Annotated in this window: 12 protein-coding genes; 3 read left to right on the top strand and 9 right to left on the bottom strand. The window is 63.7% G+C overall.

Annotated features, from left to right (window positions below; genetic code table 11):
• Nucleotides 1-73 precede the first annotated feature (73 nt).
• The gene (locus tag AB4Z53_RS04195; protein ID WP_113536679.1) at nt 74-769 is read left to right on the top strand and encodes a DUF2268 domain-containing putative Zn-dependent protease; all 696 of its coding nucleotides are present in this window, start codon (nt 74-76) and stop codon (nt 767-769) included.
• A 69-nt stretch (nt 770-838) separates the two neighbouring features.
• On the opposite strand, the gene AB4Z53_RS04190 is transcribed toward AB4Z53_RS04195, so the two are convergent.
• The 8 genes from AB4Z53_RS04190 to AB4Z53_RS04155 form a co-directional block, all read right to left on the bottom strand.
• Nucleotides 839-1258 (bottom strand): GFA family protein, encoded by a 420-nt coding sequence (locus AB4Z53_RS04190; protein ID WP_441594845.1) that lies wholly within the window; start codon nt 1256-1258, stop codon nt 839-841.
• Between the two features lie 145 nt (nt 1259-1403).
• Nucleotides 1404-2204 (bottom strand): 5-deoxy-glucuronate isomerase, encoded by an 801-nt coding sequence (gene iolB / locus AB4Z53_RS04185; RefSeq protein WP_113536677.1) that lies wholly within the window; start codon nt 2202-2204, stop codon nt 1404-1406.
• A 255-nt stretch (nt 2205-2459) separates the two neighbouring features.
• Nucleotides 2460-3359 (bottom strand): myo-inosose-2 dehydratase, encoded by a 900-nt coding sequence (gene iolE / locus AB4Z53_RS04180; protein WP_113536676.1) that lies wholly within the window; start codon nt 3357-3359, stop codon nt 2460-2462.
• A 99-nt stretch (nt 3360-3458) separates the two neighbouring features.
• Entirely contained in the window at nt 3459-5312 is a 1854-nt protein-coding gene (iolD, locus tag AB4Z53_RS04175; protein ID WP_441594843.1) for a 3D-(3,5/4)-trihydroxycyclohexane-1,2-dione acylhydrolase (decyclizing), read from the bottom strand.
• A gap of 76 nt (nt 5313-5388) precedes the next feature.
• Nucleotides 5389-7326, bottom strand: coding sequence for a bifunctional 5-dehydro-2-deoxygluconokinase/5-dehydro-2-deoxyphosphogluconate aldolase (locus tag AB4Z53_RS04170; protein ID WP_441594841.1), 1938 nt, complete (start codon nt 7324-7326; stop codon nt 5389-5391).
• A 124-nt stretch (nt 7327-7450) separates the two neighbouring features.
• Nucleotides 7451-8305 (bottom strand): MurR/RpiR family transcriptional regulator, encoded by an 855-nt coding sequence (locus AB4Z53_RS04165; RefSeq protein WP_113536673.1) that lies wholly within the window; start codon nt 8303-8305, stop codon nt 7451-7453.
• A gap of 53 nt (nt 8306-8358) precedes the next feature.
• Nucleotides 8359-8592, bottom strand: a complete 234-nt coding sequence (locus tag AB4Z53_RS04160) for a hypothetical protein (RefSeq protein ID WP_441594838.1) — start codon at nt 8590-8592, stop codon at nt 8359-8361.
• A complete protein-coding gene (locus AB4Z53_RS04155) occupies nt 8577-9704 on the bottom strand; it encodes a Gfo/Idh/MocA family protein (RefSeq protein WP_441594836.1) in 1128 nt (375 codons plus the stop codon). The genes AB4Z53_RS04160 and AB4Z53_RS04155 overlap by 16 nt, the downstream gene beginning before the upstream one ends.
• A gap of 270 nt (nt 9705-9974) precedes the next feature.
• Here AB4Z53_RS04155 and AB4Z53_RS04150 point away from each other — a divergent pair, with 270 nt between their 5' ends.
• Nucleotides 9975-10781, top strand: a complete 807-nt coding sequence (locus AB4Z53_RS04150; RefSeq protein WP_291150282.1) for a class II glutamine amidotransferase — start codon at nt 9975-9977, stop codon at nt 10779-10781.
• 302 nt (nt 10782-11083) lie between these two features.
• Here AB4Z53_RS04150 and coaBC read toward each other — a convergent pair whose 3' ends face one another.
• Nucleotides 11084-12304, bottom strand: coding sequence for a bifunctional phosphopantothenoylcysteine decarboxylase/phosphopantothenate--cysteine ligase CoaBC (gene coaBC / locus AB4Z53_RS04145; protein ID WP_441594834.1), 1221 nt, complete (start codon nt 12302-12304; stop codon nt 11084-11086).
• Nucleotides 12305-12601: 297 nt separating this feature from the next.
• Between coaBC and AB4Z53_RS04140 the strand changes: the two genes are divergently transcribed.
• Nucleotides 12602-14413 carry a diguanylate cyclase gene (locus AB4Z53_RS04140; protein ID WP_441594833.1) on the top strand — a complete coding sequence of 604 codons (1812 nt, stop codon included), beginning with the start codon at nt 12602-12604 and terminating at the stop codon, nt 14411-14413.
• The last annotated feature ends 61 nt before the right edge of the window (nt 14414-14474 follow it).

Genomic DNA, 14474 nt, shown 5'->3' with positions numbered 1-14474 from the left:
GGCGTTGCAAACACCGGCCGCATGCTTACCTTGCCGCGCGGTAGAGTGATGTCGATGACGGGAGATTCGCCAGATGCTGGACCTGCGTGTTCACTTCCTTGAAGCGTATGGATCGCTTGCCCCCTGGCGCGAAGAGGTTCTTCGCCAGGTGCGTGATACCGCCCATCGGGTCGGCGCGCGCGTTCCGGCCGCGGACAGTGCCGCTCCCATCGACATCGTCGTTGAAAACAGGCCGGGCGAGACCATTCCGGAAATGGGCGTGGCCGGCAGTTGCCATCGCAGGGGCCTGGTTTGCCTCACGCTCGACCCTGACAACGAGAATTTCCCTGCCAGTCTCGCCGCCGAAGAAGTGCGGAGAATGCTGACGCATGAACTCCATCATTCCTTCCGCCACGCGACCTGCGGCTATGGCTCCAAGCTCGGCGAAGCCTTGGTCACCGAAGGCCTTGCTGATGCCTTCGAGGCCGAGATAAACGGCGGCGACGGCCATGCCTGGAACCACGCGATTGCGGCAGGCGATTGGGCGGGCTTGCTGGAACGCGCCGAGCGGGAACTCTGGGAAGACGGCTATGATCATGCCGGCTGGTTCTTCGGCTGCGATCGCGCCCTGCCACGTTGGGCCGGCTATACGATCGGCTATCACCTCGTGAAAACCTATCTCGCGGCCAACCCCGATGCGTGCTCGTCGCAGATGACGGCGACGCCTGCATCCGTCGTCATAGGCGAAGCCTGGGCGCCGCTGAAGGAAGGTCTTCGCGCCGCCGCCTGAGTGGCGCGAACGGGATGAAGGAGCCTGCTTGCGGTCGTCCGCCCGCATTCCGTCCGAAGACATCGTGCTCTAGGCGTAGGGCGCTTCATCCCGATCGCGTCCGGGCAGCTTCCTGACGTCGCCGATCCAGGGCAGGGCCGAGGAACACCAGATCTGCGACCGTGGCCGGAGCTGCCGGCGCTGATTGATCGTACCCACCCGGATGCCGACTTCGAGCGCGTCCTCGTCCGTGCCGGTCGTGTAGATCGGCGAGCCGCAATTCGGGCAGAAGAACTGCAGCCGCTGCCGGCCGTTGTCGCCGATCTTCACATAGAGCTTTGGTTCGCCGCCGGTCAGTCGAAAGTTCTCGCGTGCCGTGCCGGCGGTCACGCGATAGGCGGATCCCGTCAGTTGCTGGCAATCGGTGCAATGGCAGATCGCGACGTCGGCCGGATCGATCTCGGCTTCATAGGTCACAAGGCCGCAGTGGCATTGCCCGTTGATGTGCATGGAGGCCTCCCTGAAAGCAGGGAAGCTAGAGCGGAGCCGCAAAAAGTGTATGCCGCTTTCCGCGTTTGCGCTTGGATGGCGCCATCGACGACGGCCGTCACTGGCTGCATCTGAAAGCTGGTGCAGTTGACGCGTAAGTGGAAACTTACACGCCGGTGAACAGCCACTCGTGTTCGCGGGCGTTGTGGAACTTCCAGATGCGCTTCGGCCCGGCCATGACGTTGAGATAGTAGACGTCGTAGCCATGCACGGCGGCGACCGGATGATAGCCCCTCGGCACCAGCGTCACATCGCCGTCCTCGACCGCCATGGTCTCGTCGAGCGAGCGATCGTCGGTATAGACGCGCTGCATGGCAAAACCCTGCGGCGGGTTCAGGCGGTGGTAATAGGTCTCTTCCAGATAGCTTTCGGCCGGCAGGTCGTCCTGATCATGCTTGTGCGGCGGGTAGGAGGAAGTGTGGCCGCCGGGCGTGATCACCTCGACCACGAGCAGCGACTGCGCCGAGCCGTCATCTTCCGGCATGATGTTGGTGACGTAGCGGGTGTTGGTGCCCTTGCCGCGGGTCATTTGCGGATGGGTGCCTGGCGCAATGACCTTCGCCTTGAAGCCGTCGCCGCCCGGCGCCGAGCAGATGGCGAGGTCGAGGTTCGAGGTGGCCGTTGCCTGCCAGCGGCTGCCTTTCGGTATGTAGACGGCATAGGGCTGGCCCTCGAAGGGGGTCATGCGCTCGCCGAGTTCGCCGAAGCTTTCGCCGTTGACGGCGACTTTCGCCTTACCGGAAACCAGTACCAGGCAGATTTCCTTGTCGCCGGTCTCGCCTTCGGTCGTCTCGCCGGCCTTCAGCCGCTCGACCGCGAAGCCGACATAGGTCCAGCCGGCGCTCTCCGGCGTCACGTTTTGCATGAGGCCCGATTTGGCCTTCGGTTTGACGAGCAGCTTGGACATGTCGATCTCCCTAACTCTTTATCATGGGGTGCCGGTCGTGCGGTCTGCCCCTCACCCTAGACCTCTCCACGCTTGCGGGGAGAGGGGACACCGTTTGCACTTCACCGCTGCCGTTGAGAGGATCGAGCGGTTGCAGCATATCCCTTCTCGCCGCGCGCGGCGAGAAGGTGGCGGCAGCCGGATGAGGGGCGCTGCGTTTCCCTCACCGCGCCGATGAGGGCACTCACTCCAAGTCCGGCGTCCGAAAGTCTGGGCCTACTTGTCGAGCCCGGCTTCCTTGGCGAAGGCCTTCAGCGACTTCAGGCCGAGCGACTGGTATTCGAACGGGTTGCGCACGGCCGAATCCTGTTCGGCCTCGATCACCAGCCAGCCGGAATAGTTGTGCTCGGCCGCGATCTTCAGCACCGGAACGAAGTCGACGCCGCCCTCGCTGTCGCCGGGAACCGTGAAGACACCGCGGCGCACGCCTTCGAGGAAGGAGAGGCCTTCGCCCTCGACGACCTTGCGCACGGCAGGCCGCACGTTCTTGCAATGGATATGGCGGACGCGGTGCATGTATTTCTTCGCGACCTCGGCCGGGTCGGAACCGCCGAACCAGGCGTGGCCGGTGTCGAGCAGCAGCTTGGTCGCCGGGCCGGTGTTCTGCATCAGGAGATCGATCTCCTCGCCGGTCTGGACGATCGTGCCCATGTGGTGATGGTAGACGAGGTCGATACCCTGGTCGGCGCAATATTGCGCGATCGCTTCGAGGTTAGCGCCGAACGTCTTCCACTGGTCGGCCGGCAGTACCGGCTTGTCGTTGGCGACCGACTTCGTATCGTCGCCATGGATGGCGTTCGAAGTTTCGCAGACGATCGCCACCTTGCAGCCATTGTGCTTCAGGAGGTCGAGATGCGGCTGGATCGCCTTCTTCTCGGTTTCGACGTCATGGGTAAGCAAGTTGGTCGAGTGCCAGCCGGAGACGAAGACGAGATCGTAGGACCCGAGCTTCTGTTTCAGCGCCTCCGGGTCGGATGGCATCTTGTGGCCCTTCTCGATGCCGTCGAAGCCGATCTTCTGGCAATCGGAGAGGCAGTCCTCGAGCGTCAGATGCGCGCCGATCGAATGATCGTCGTCGTTGCTCCAGGCGATCGGGTTGGTTCCGTAACGGATCATGTCTTTCACTTTCTGATGCCATCCGCGGAAGACGGATGTTTTGTGAGCATAAACGGGAAAAGCGCCCGCGCGGAAAGCGCGGGCGCCGAAAGAGCAATCTTAGCCGAAGCGCTGGGCGGCGAGCGCCTTCTCATAGCCCTCGCGCGCCGCGTTAACCTGGGCGCGGCCGGAGACCTCGGGCACCGCAACGTCCCACCAGTGGCCGCCGGCCTCGGTGGTGATCAGCGGATCGGTGTCGATGACGATGACGGTCGTGCGCGTCTCGCTCGCGGTCTCCTTGAGCGCCGCTTCGAGTTCGGAGATCGAGCCGACCTTGCGGGCGACGGCGCCCATGGCGCCGGCATGCGCGGCGAAGTCGATCTGTGGCAGCTCCACGTGGTGCGTGTCCTTCAGCAGATTGTTGAAGTTGGCGCCGCCGGTGCCCATCTGCAGCCGGTTGATGCAGCCGTAGCCGGCATTGTCGAGCAGCACGATGGTGAACTTGGCGCCGAGCATGATCGAAGAGGCGATCTCCGAGTTCAGCATCATGTAGCTGCCGTCGCCGACCATGACGATCACGTCGTTCTCGGGCTTGGCGAGCTTGACGCCGAGGCCGCCAGCGACTTCGTAGCCCATGGTTGAGAAGCCGTATTCCATGTGGTAGCCGCCTGGCTCTTCAGCCTGCCAGAGCTTGTGCAATTCACCCGGCAGACCGCCGGCGGCGCAGACGAGCGTCGTGTTCTTGGCTCCGCGGGCGCGCTGTACGGCGCCGATCACCTGGGCGTCGGAGGGAAGGGCCGCATTGGTCGTGGCCGTTGCCTTATCCGCAACCGCCAGCCATTCGGCCTTTCCGGACTTCGCCTTGGCGGTCCAACTCGGATCGGCCTTGTGGCTGCCGAGCCCGCCGGAAATGCGGCTGAGGCCGGCGCGCGCGTCGGCGATCAGCGGCAGGCCGTTGTGCTTGCCGGCGTCGAAGGGCTGGACGTTGAGGCCGATGATCTTCAGGGCGTCGTTCTTGAAGAGCGCCCATGATCCCGTCGTGAAGTCCTGTAGGCGCGAGCCGACGGCGAGGACCACGTCGGCCTCCTCGGCAAGCGCGTTGGATGCCGAGGTGCCGGTAACACCGACCGAGCCCATGTTGAGCGTATGCGAATGCGGCAGGGCCGACTTGCCGGCTTGCGTCTCGACGACCGGGATGCCGTGGCGTTCGGCAAAGTCGCCGAGTTCCTTGCTCGCTTCCGAGTAAAGCACGCCGCCGCCGGCGATGATGATCGGCTTCTTCGCTTCCTTCAGCGCCGCGATCGCCGTGGCCAGTTCGTCGAGATCCGGCTCGATGCGACGCGGCACCCAGACCTTCTCGTCGAAGAAGTTTTCCGGGTAGTCATAGGCTTCGGCCTGCACGTCCTGGCAGAGCGACAGCGTCACCGGGCCGCAATCGGCAGGATCTGTCAGCACCTGCATGGCACGGCGGAGCGCCGGGATGATCTGTTCCGGCCGGGTGATGCGGTCGAAGTAGCGAGAGACCGGGCGGAAGCAGTCGTTCGCCGAAATAGTGCCGTCGCCGAAGCTTTCCACCTGCTGCAGCACCGGATCGGGGCGGCGGTTGGCAAAGACGTCGCCCGGAAGGAACAGAACCGGCAGGCGGTTGACATGGGCGAGCGCCGCGGACGTCACCATGTTGAGTGCGCCGGGGCCGATCGAGGTGGTGCAGGCCATGAAGCGGCGGCGGAAGCTCGCCTTGGCAAAGGCGATCGCCGCATTCGCCATGCCCTGCTCGTTCTGGGCGCGGTAGGTCGGCAGCGTCTCCTTGATCGCATGCAGCGCTTCGCCGACGCCGGCAACGTTGCCATGGCCGAAGATGGCGAAGACGCCGCCGAAGATCGGCACCCTCTTGCCATCGATGACGGTCATCTGGCGGGTCAGGAACCGCGCCACGGCCTGTGCCATGGTCAGGCGCACGGTCTTCTGGCTCATAATCTGTTTCCTCCTCGTGGGCGGAATCGTCCCGTTCCACCCTGCTTGCTGCATTGTCCGACGTTTGGCGTCGATCCTATGCCGCCTTTGTTTCACCCAGTTGCAGCCAGAGATCGACCAGCGCCTTGAATCTCCCGGCCATGTCGGCGATCGCCTGGTCGTCGCTCATCGTGCCGCCGAGCCAGGCCCGGCCGGCATCGGCGAAGATCGTGCGGCCAACTGCAAAGCCCCGGACCGTCTTCGAGGTGCGGGCGGCTGCAAAGCCGTCCTTGAGCTGCTCATAGGGCGCTTCGAGGCCCAAGAGCACCACGCCGCGGCAGAGCGGATCGCGCGCCTCGATGACGGCATCGATCGCTGCCCAGGCGCCGCGGCTCGCCTGCGGCTCGAGCTTCCACCAGTCCGGCTTGAGACCGGCATCGTAGAGTTCGGTCAGCGCCCGCGGAATGGTCTGGTCGTCGAGCTTGCCATGCTTGCCGGCAATGATCTCGATCAGGATCTCACGGCCAACCTTGCGCGCCGCCTCGAAGGCCGAGCGGAGCTTTGCCACCTGCTGGGCTTTCAGCTCTGCCGGATCGTCCGGGTGATAGAAGGAGAGGACCTTGATGCAGTGATCGACCGGCCAGTCGATCAGGCGGCTGCCGAGATCCTGGCTGAATTCGAACTGCAGCGGCCGCGAGCCCGGAAGTTCGATCGGCTTGCCGATCCAGAAATCGCGGTGGGCGCCGGCGGCGTAAAGCGCGTCACGACCGTATTTGTCGTCGATCAGCATGCCGAAGCCGGAGCGGCCGGCCGCGACCTGTGCGGCGGCCTTCACCGCCAGCATCTTGAAGGCGGGAATGCGGTCAAGCAGAGCCTGGTCGCCAGCGGCCATGTCTTCGAGCTGGCTGCGATGGTCGATCGCCAGCGCCATCAGAAGCGGGATGTCGCGGCGGCGCGTGGTTGCCCAGTGAACGTGGTTGATCGCCTCGTCCTTGCGCAGCGCCCGTTCCTTGCTGCCATTTTCCAGGAAGAACTGCAGTTCAGTCCAGGTCGGGATTTCAGGCGCGCAGAGCAGGCGCGAGACGGCGAAGGCGCCGCAAGCATTGGCCCAAGTGGCGGACGTTGCGTGCGGCTCGTTCTTCAGCCAGCCGCGCAGGAAACCGGACATGAAGGCGTCGCCGGCGCCAAGCACGTTATAGACCTCGATCGGGAAGCCCTTGCCGACGATACCGTCTTCGAGATTGTCGGAGATCGGGCCGTCATAGACGATGCAGCCCATCGGTCCGCGCTTCAAGACGATCGTCGCCTTGGAGAGCGAGCGGATCGTCTTCAGTGCCTGGAGCAGGTCGCTTTCGCCCGAGGCGATCAGCACTTCCTCTTCCGTGCCGACGATCAGGTCGCAATCGGCAAGAACCGTTTTCAGGTGCGCCGAAACCCGGTCAGACGCAATGTATCGGCTTTCGCCAGCGTCATGGCCGGCAAGGCCCCAGAGGTTCGGGCGGTAGTCGATGTCGAAGACGACCTTCGCGCCGTTTTCCTTGGCTATACGGATCGCCTTGCGCTGGGCGGCATCGGTGTTCGGCTTGGAGAAATGCGTGCCCGAGACAAGCACGGCGCGGGCGGAGCGGATGAACTCTTCCGAAACGTCGTCTTCGCAGAGCGCGTTGTCGGCGCAGTTGTCGCGATAGAAGAGCAGCGGGAAGGTCTTGTCGTTTTCGACCGCGAGGATCGCGAGCGCTGTCAGCCGCTCCGGATCGGTGACGATGCCGCGTGTCTCGACGCCTTCACGGGTGAGCTGCTCGCGGATGAAGCGGCCCATCTGTTCGTCGCCGACGCGGGTGAGCAGCGCCGACTTGAGGCCGAGGCGCGCCGTGCCGACCGAAATATTGCAGGGGCATCCGCCGACCGACTTTGCAAAACTCGATACATCCTCGAGCCGCGTGCCGATCTGCTGGCCATAGAGATCGACCGAGGCTCGGCCGATGGTGATCAGGTCGAGCGGCTTGGCTCCCTGTGCCGAAACGTTCTGGCTCACTGCTTCCTCCCCGCGGACACCTTGGCGGGCCCGACCATTTTCGTACTGTGGGTGATGGCCGTATGAAACATAAATTCCGACGTTTAGTCAATATGGAATTTTCATTCTATATGTTCCGTTTCGCCTAATTGCCCTCGGCTAAGCGCTGGCGCTTCTCGGCGATGGCGACCGTCAGCGCCATCGCGAAGGCCATGCTGGCGGAGAGCGAACGGAAGCCGGCATGGTCGGCCTCGACCAGTTCGAACCAGACTTTCGAGGATTCTGCCAAGGGCGAGAAGGCCGAATCCGTCAGCGACACGACCGGCACCTTGCGTTCGGCAAGAAGCCGCGCCTGGGCCGCACTTTCGGAAGCATAGGGCGAGAAGCTGACGGCGAAGGCGGCATCGTGCTTCGTCGCCATGGCCAGCATGTCCTCGTCGATGCCGGCGGCCGTGCCGACCAGCTGGTACTTCACCTTGAGCTTGCCGAAGGCATAGGCCATGTAGCTGGAGATCGGGTAGGAGCGGCGCTTGGCGATCAGGTAGATCGTGTCTGCCTTGGCGAGGATATCGACCGCGCGCTCGAAAGCTTCGGGATCGACCGAGGAGGCGATGTTGTCGAGCGAGCGGTGGGCGGCGGCGACGAAGCCGTTGAAGATCGAGCCGCTTTCGAGCTTGCTGTGATCGTTGGCGCTTAGCGCCTTCAGCCGGTCCTCGTAGCCGGGCGTGCGCTCACGCAGCCGGGCGCGAAAGATCTGCTGCAGGCTGGAAAAGCCCTCGAAGCCGAAATGCTGGGCGAAACGCACCAGCGTCGACGGCTGCACCTCGGCGGAGGTCGCGATGCTAGCTGCGGTGCCGAAGGCTATTTCGTCAGGATTGTCGAGCGAATAGGCGGCGACCTGGCGCAACCGTTTCGGCAGCTGCGCCTTGCGCTCCAGAATGGCGGCCTTCAGCGCCTCGAAATCCTGCGGCACCTCTGTCGTCGTTTCCGGCATGGCCATGTCTCGCTCGTCTCCCTCGATGTCAGTCTGGTTTTCGACCTCACCCTAATCGATTAGTCAGGAACGGGATAGAACAGGTGTTCTATTTTTCTCGGAGCATTTCCAGGAAAAGTGCAAAGCGGTTTTCCGTCCGGAATGCGCACCAAAATTGAGAGCATTTCCAGCAAAAGTGCGCAGCGGTTTTGCGTCCGGAAATGCGCAGCAAGATGGGCGGCATTTCCAGCAAAGTGCGCAGCGGTTTTGCGTCCGGAAATGCGCAGCGCGGAACCGCTTAGATATGCACCCATTCGTTTGTCTTGGCCGATTGATAGGTCGCCGAGAGCACCTTCTGCACCTCATAGCCTTCGCGGAAATCGGTCGACGGCGACTTGCCCGCGGCGATCGCGTCGAGGAACTCCTTGACCTCGATCGCCTTCAGGTCGTTGAAGCCGATCTGGTGGCCGGGCGCGACGCAGAAGGCGCCATAGGGCGGGTGCTCTGGCCCCGCCCAGATGGTGCGGAAGCCGCGCGTGCGGATATCGTCGCCGGTCTTGTAGAGGCGGATCTCGTTCAGCCGCTCCTGGGTAAAGACGATGCTGCCCTTCGAGCCGTAGATCTCGAAATCGTGCTGCATCTTGCGGCCGGTCGCGATCCAGCTTGCCTCGAAGCTGCCGGTGGCGCCGTTTTCGAACCGCACGAAGGCGCGGGTAATGTCATCGACCTCGACGGCGCGGGTTTCGCTGGAGCCGGCGGCGAGCGGGCGTTCCGGGATCTGGATGATGGTCTCGGCGAGCACCTGTTTGATCGGGCCGACGAGGTGGCGCATGGAGGCGATGATATGGCTGCCGATATCGGCAAGCGCGCCGCCGCCGCTGGCCGGGTTCAGGCGCCAGCCCCACGGAACTTGCGCATCGGCCATGAAGTCTTCCGCATGGATGCCGCGCATCGAACGGATCTCGCCGATCTCGCCGCTTTCGATGATGTCCTTGGCAAGGAAGATCAGTGGATTCTTCAGATAGTTGAAGCCGACCTGGGTGACAATGCCGGCTTTTTCCGCCGCCTCCACCATCTCGCGGCATTCGGCAACGGTCGGCGCCAGTGGCTTTTCGCAGTAGACGTGCTTACCATGGGCGATCGCCGCCAGCGCCATCTCCTTGTGCAAAAGGTTCGGCGTCGTGATGTCGATGATGTCGATATCCGGATCGGTCAGCAGTTCCCGCCAGTCGGCCGTCGCCTTGCGGAAGCCGAGCTGACCACGGGCGCGCTCCGCACTTTCGACGGTCACGTCGGCGACTGAAACGAGATCGAGCTCGAAGGGCAGGTCGAAGACCCGCGCGGCAATGGTGAAGCCGAGCGCATGGGCCTTGCCCATGAAGCCCGTGCCGATCAGGCCGATGCCGAGTTTGCGCTTGCTGCCCATGCTGAATTCCTCCCTGGCGGCGCTGCCGTGTAGTTCGAAATGAAATGAATTGTGCAAGTTTTGTCAATATGGAATGTTTGTTCGAAATACGGCGACGATACCGACGTTGTGCCGTTTGAAACAGCCAAAACGGTGCGTTCCGGTTAGCTTCACTTGACGAAGGGGGAATGTGTTAACGCATTTTTACCATGTTCCGTTGGAACATCGCACTTCGTCATGGTTAACGAATCGCTCCGGAAAGATACGGAGCGGAGCTGGAGTGAAATCAGCATGTGCCGTTGGGCAGCCTATCGCGGGGAGCCGCTCTATCTCGAGGAACTGGTGACCTCTCCGGCGCACTCGCTGATCGAACAGTCCCATTGCGCGACACGGGCGAAGACCGCCACCAACGGCGACGGCTTTGGCATTGCCTGGTATGGCGATCACCCGGAGCCCGGACGCTACCGCGATATCCTGCCGGCCTGGTCCGACTGCAACTTGAAGAGTATCGCTCGGCAGATTCGCTCGCCGCTCTTCCTCGCCCATGTGCGCGCCGCGACCGGCGGCGGTACCAGGCGCGACAACTGTCACCCCTTCGTCTTCGGCCGCTGGTCCTTCATGCACAACGGCCAGATCGGCGACTTCGAGCATCTGCGTCGGCCGATGGAGAGCATGCTCGACAACGACCTCTATTCGGCGCGTACCGGCACGACCGATTCCGAACTCCTGTTCCTGCTCGCCATGCAGTTCGGCCTCGATCGCGATCCGCTCGGCGCCATCGCCGAGGCGCTGGCCTTCATCGAGCAGCTTGCCGAGCATCTGGAACGCCAGGTGCTGGTGCGCTTCACCGCCGCCTTCTCCGACGGCCAGGATCTCTACGCCGTGCGCTACGCTTCCGACTGGAAGGCGCCGACGCTCTATGCCGCACCGATGGGCCCGAGCGGCGGCTATTGCCTCGTTTCCGAGCCGCTCAACGACGACGACAGCGCCTGGGTGGAAATCCCCGACGGCACGGCGGTCATCGTCGGCGAGAACGGAGTCGATGTGCGGCTGTTCTCGACGAAGGGCGCGCCGGTGAGGACGCGTCAACTGGCCTGAGGCCCCGTATCCGCAAGCTAAGCGGCTGGCGTCAGCGCCTCATCCGGGTGCCGCCACATTCTCCCCGCGAGCGGGGAGAATGTCCGTGTGGCGCTCGCTCGCCCACAATGCGACCCTGGAGAGAGCGACTAACTGAAATCACGCCCTCCGTCAGTCGGGCAACGGAACCCCTGCGCGTGTTCGCCATAGTTCTGCCAACGTAAGCGACAGAGACGGTAGTAACGTTTGCCACGTCCCCTCGCGCCGCCTGCGGGGAGAGGGGTAGTCCTCGGGTTTAACCCTAGGAGAGGGGCGATGGTGGATCAGCCCCGTTCTTTCCGCGCAAGTTCGTCCGCAATCATGGCCGCCAGTTTCTGTGCCACCGCGTCCTTGTCCATCTCCGGCCAGTCGTCGTTGCCGGCGGCCGAGATCAGTTTCACCTTGTTGCGGTCGCCGCCCATGATGCCGGTCGCCGGTGACACGTCGTTGGCGAGGATAAAGTCGGCGCCCTTGCGTTCGAGCTTGGCGCGACCGTTGTCGGCGACGTTTTCGGTTTCGGCGGCAAAGCCGATGACGAGTTTCGGCCGCTTGGCGTGGTGGCCGACCGACTTCAGGATATCGGGGTTTTCCGCAAGCTGCAGCGGAGGCGGGGCCTCGCCCGGCTTCTTCTTGATCTTGTTGCCGGCAGCTGTTGCCACCCGCCAGTCGGCAACGGCTGCGACCATGACCGCAACATCGGCGGGCAGGGCGGCAAGCACCGCGTCGCGCATCTCTTCGGCCCGTTCCACATGCACGACCTTCACGCCCGCCGGATCCGGGATAGTCACCGGGCCGGAGACCAGCGTGACGTTGGCGCCAAGTCGCGCCAGCGCGCCAGCGATCGCGTGGCCCTGCTTGCCGGAGGAGCGGTTGGCAATATAGCGCACCGGGTCGATCGGCTCATGCGTCGGCCCTGAGGTGACGACGATGCTGCGCCCGGAAAGCGGTTTTGGCGTTCCGCCAAGAAGTTCCTCGACGGCCGCGACGATCGCTAGCGGCTCGCTCATGCGGCCCTCGCCGGCCTCGCCGCTTTCCGCCATCTCGCCGGCTTCTGGGCCGATGAAGCGGATGCCGTCCTTGGCAAGCGTCGCCCGGTTGCGGCGCGTTGCCGGATGCGCCCACATCTTCGGGTTCATCGCTGGTGCGACCAGCACGGGCCGGTCGGTTGCAAGCAGAATGGTCGAAGCCAGATCGTCCGCATGGCCGTTCGCCATCTTCGCCATCAGGTCGGCGGTTGCCGGCGCCACGACGATCAGGTCGCATTCGCGCGCGAGGCGAATATGGCCGACATCCTGTTCGTCTTCGCGGGAGAAGAGGTCGAGATAGACATGCGAGGCCGAAAGCGCACCGACAGCAAGAGGCGTCACGAATTGCTGCGCGCCCGCGGTCATCACAGGCCTTACGCTCGCCCCGCGCTCGCGCAGGCGTCGAATGAGATCGAGGCTTTTATACGCCGCGATGCCGCCGGAGATGATCAGGAGAATGCGCTTGCCCGACAGTGTCATTTGCTACCGGCCTTTCGGCCGTCCTCTTGCCCGGCATGGGCCGCCGAGCCTACGCGATACCAGAATATTCCCATCGGCTGGCCTCGCCAGCGTCTTCCAGGTCGAACCTACTTGAGCGACCTGCCGGGCGCAACGTGTCCCGCCGGGTGGGCTGGTCGTGCATCGACAGTTGCTCCGCTCCGTGGTGTGCGATGGAACAAAAGCCGCGTCGTCCGCTTCAACCTGTTCCGGGCCTGTTGCCGAAGCCTGATAATGCGGTTAATCCGCTCTCAATCCGCGGGGGCTAAGCTTCTCACCATGCGAATAAATGCGATCACCAACTGGGCCTATGGCGTGACCGTCCTCCTGACGGCGCTTTCGGGCGCTGCCTTCATCCTGTCGACGGACAGCGCGATCAAGGAGCGCCAGGCGGTTGAGCAGCATCTGGTGCTCGATACGCTTGGCGAAGAGCTGGCACTCGGCGCGGAAACGCGAACCGACGAAGCCCGGCTCTACGTGATACGCGGCGACGCGCGCCATCTCGAAGCCTTCCATCGCGCCGAGGATGAAGAGCGCAAGCGCGAAGAGGCGGTCAAGACCGCGACGAATTTCGGGGCCTCTCCGAGCGAGATTGCGGTCTTGCAGGATATCGTGCGCGAGGCCGAGGCACTCGACAAGGTCGAGATCGCCGCCATCGAGGCCTATCAGAAGGGCGATCGCGCGGTCGCGCAGGAAAGGCTATTCGGACCGGAGCACGAGCGCCTGCAGACTGCACTTCTGGACACGGTTGCGCGGTTTCGCGACCTGACCACCGTGCGCACCGGCGCGGCCCTCACCGAAGCGCAGGAACGCAGCGATTGGTTCGCCGCCGCCGCCAAGACGATGCTCGGCATAACCGCCGCGTTGTTCCTGAGCGTGCTCTATTTCATCCTCAAGCGTCGCGTCGCCATGCCGCTGACGCGCATGAGCGGCATCGTCACACGCCTCGCCGAGCAGGATTACGCCGTCGAAGTCCCGCTCGACCGCCGCACCGACGAGATCGGCGAGATGAACAAGGCAATCCATATCTTCCGCGAGAACGGTCTAGAACGGGACCGTCTCGATGCCGAGCGGCGGTTGGACCAGCAGACCAAGGACCTGATCCTGCAGATGATGCACCGGCTGCAGGCCTGCCAGGGTCAGGACGAACTGGCCGAGGTCGTGGCCCGTTTCGCACCGCAGGTCTTTCCCAATCTTGCCGGCCATCTCTACGTCCTGAACGACAGCCGGACGCTCTTGACCCGCGTTGGCTCCTGGCTCGATCCGCAGCACTCGGCGCCGACATTTCCGTCCAGCGCCTGCTGGGGCCTTCGCCGCGGCCGGCCGCATGTGAGCAACCGTGGCCACAGCGACATTGCCTGCCAGCACCTCGATGACGATGGTGTGATCGGCCTCTGCGTGCCGCTGACGGCCCAGGGTGATACGATCGGGCTTCTCTATTTCGAGGAACGTTCGCAAGAGGAGTTCGCGGTTGATGCCTCGCGTCTTTATCTCGAACTGATCGCCGAGAATATCGGCCTTGCCGTCGCCAATCTTCAGCTGCGCGAGAAGCTCACCAATCTGGCTGTGCGGGATGCGCTGACCGGGCTGCTCAACCGTCGTTGCCTCGACGAGGCGCTCAATCGCCAGCCGCGCGGGCAGGACGGCAAGCTACTTACCTGCCTGATGATCGACATCGACCACTTCAAGCGCTTCAACGACGAGTTCGGCCACGATGCCGGCGACGTCGTCATGCAATATGTCGCGCAGCTCATCGTCGATACGTTGACCGAGGCTGGCAACGCTTATCGCTTTGGCGGCGAGGAATTCACCGTGCTGTTGCCGGAAGCCGGTGAAGCCTCGGGTTATGAACTTGCAGAGCGGCTGAGGACCCGGATCGGCACCACGCCGCTATCGCATCGCGGCCGAATTCTTGGCACGGTGTCGGTCTCGATCGGCATCGCCTCGGCCCCGGACGACGGGCCGGTCGCCACGCTGCTGACCCGCGCCGACGCGGCCCTTCTCCACGCCAAGAGCCATGGCCGAAATCGCAGTGTCTGCGCCTCCGGGTTGAGTTTCAGCGACGGCCTGGAACGACGCAGTCTCGCCTGAAGGCATCATCCTCGCCGCGCTGCATTGCATGTTCCGCCTTGAAACCGGCGCATTCGGTGCT

Source organism: Ensifer sp. 2TAB8, assembly GCF_052115125.1.
Classification (GTDB): domain Bacteria; phylum Pseudomonadota; class Alphaproteobacteria; order Rhizobiales; family Rhizobiaceae; genus Ensifer.
This window is presented reverse-complemented; position numbering and strand designations above follow the sequence as displayed.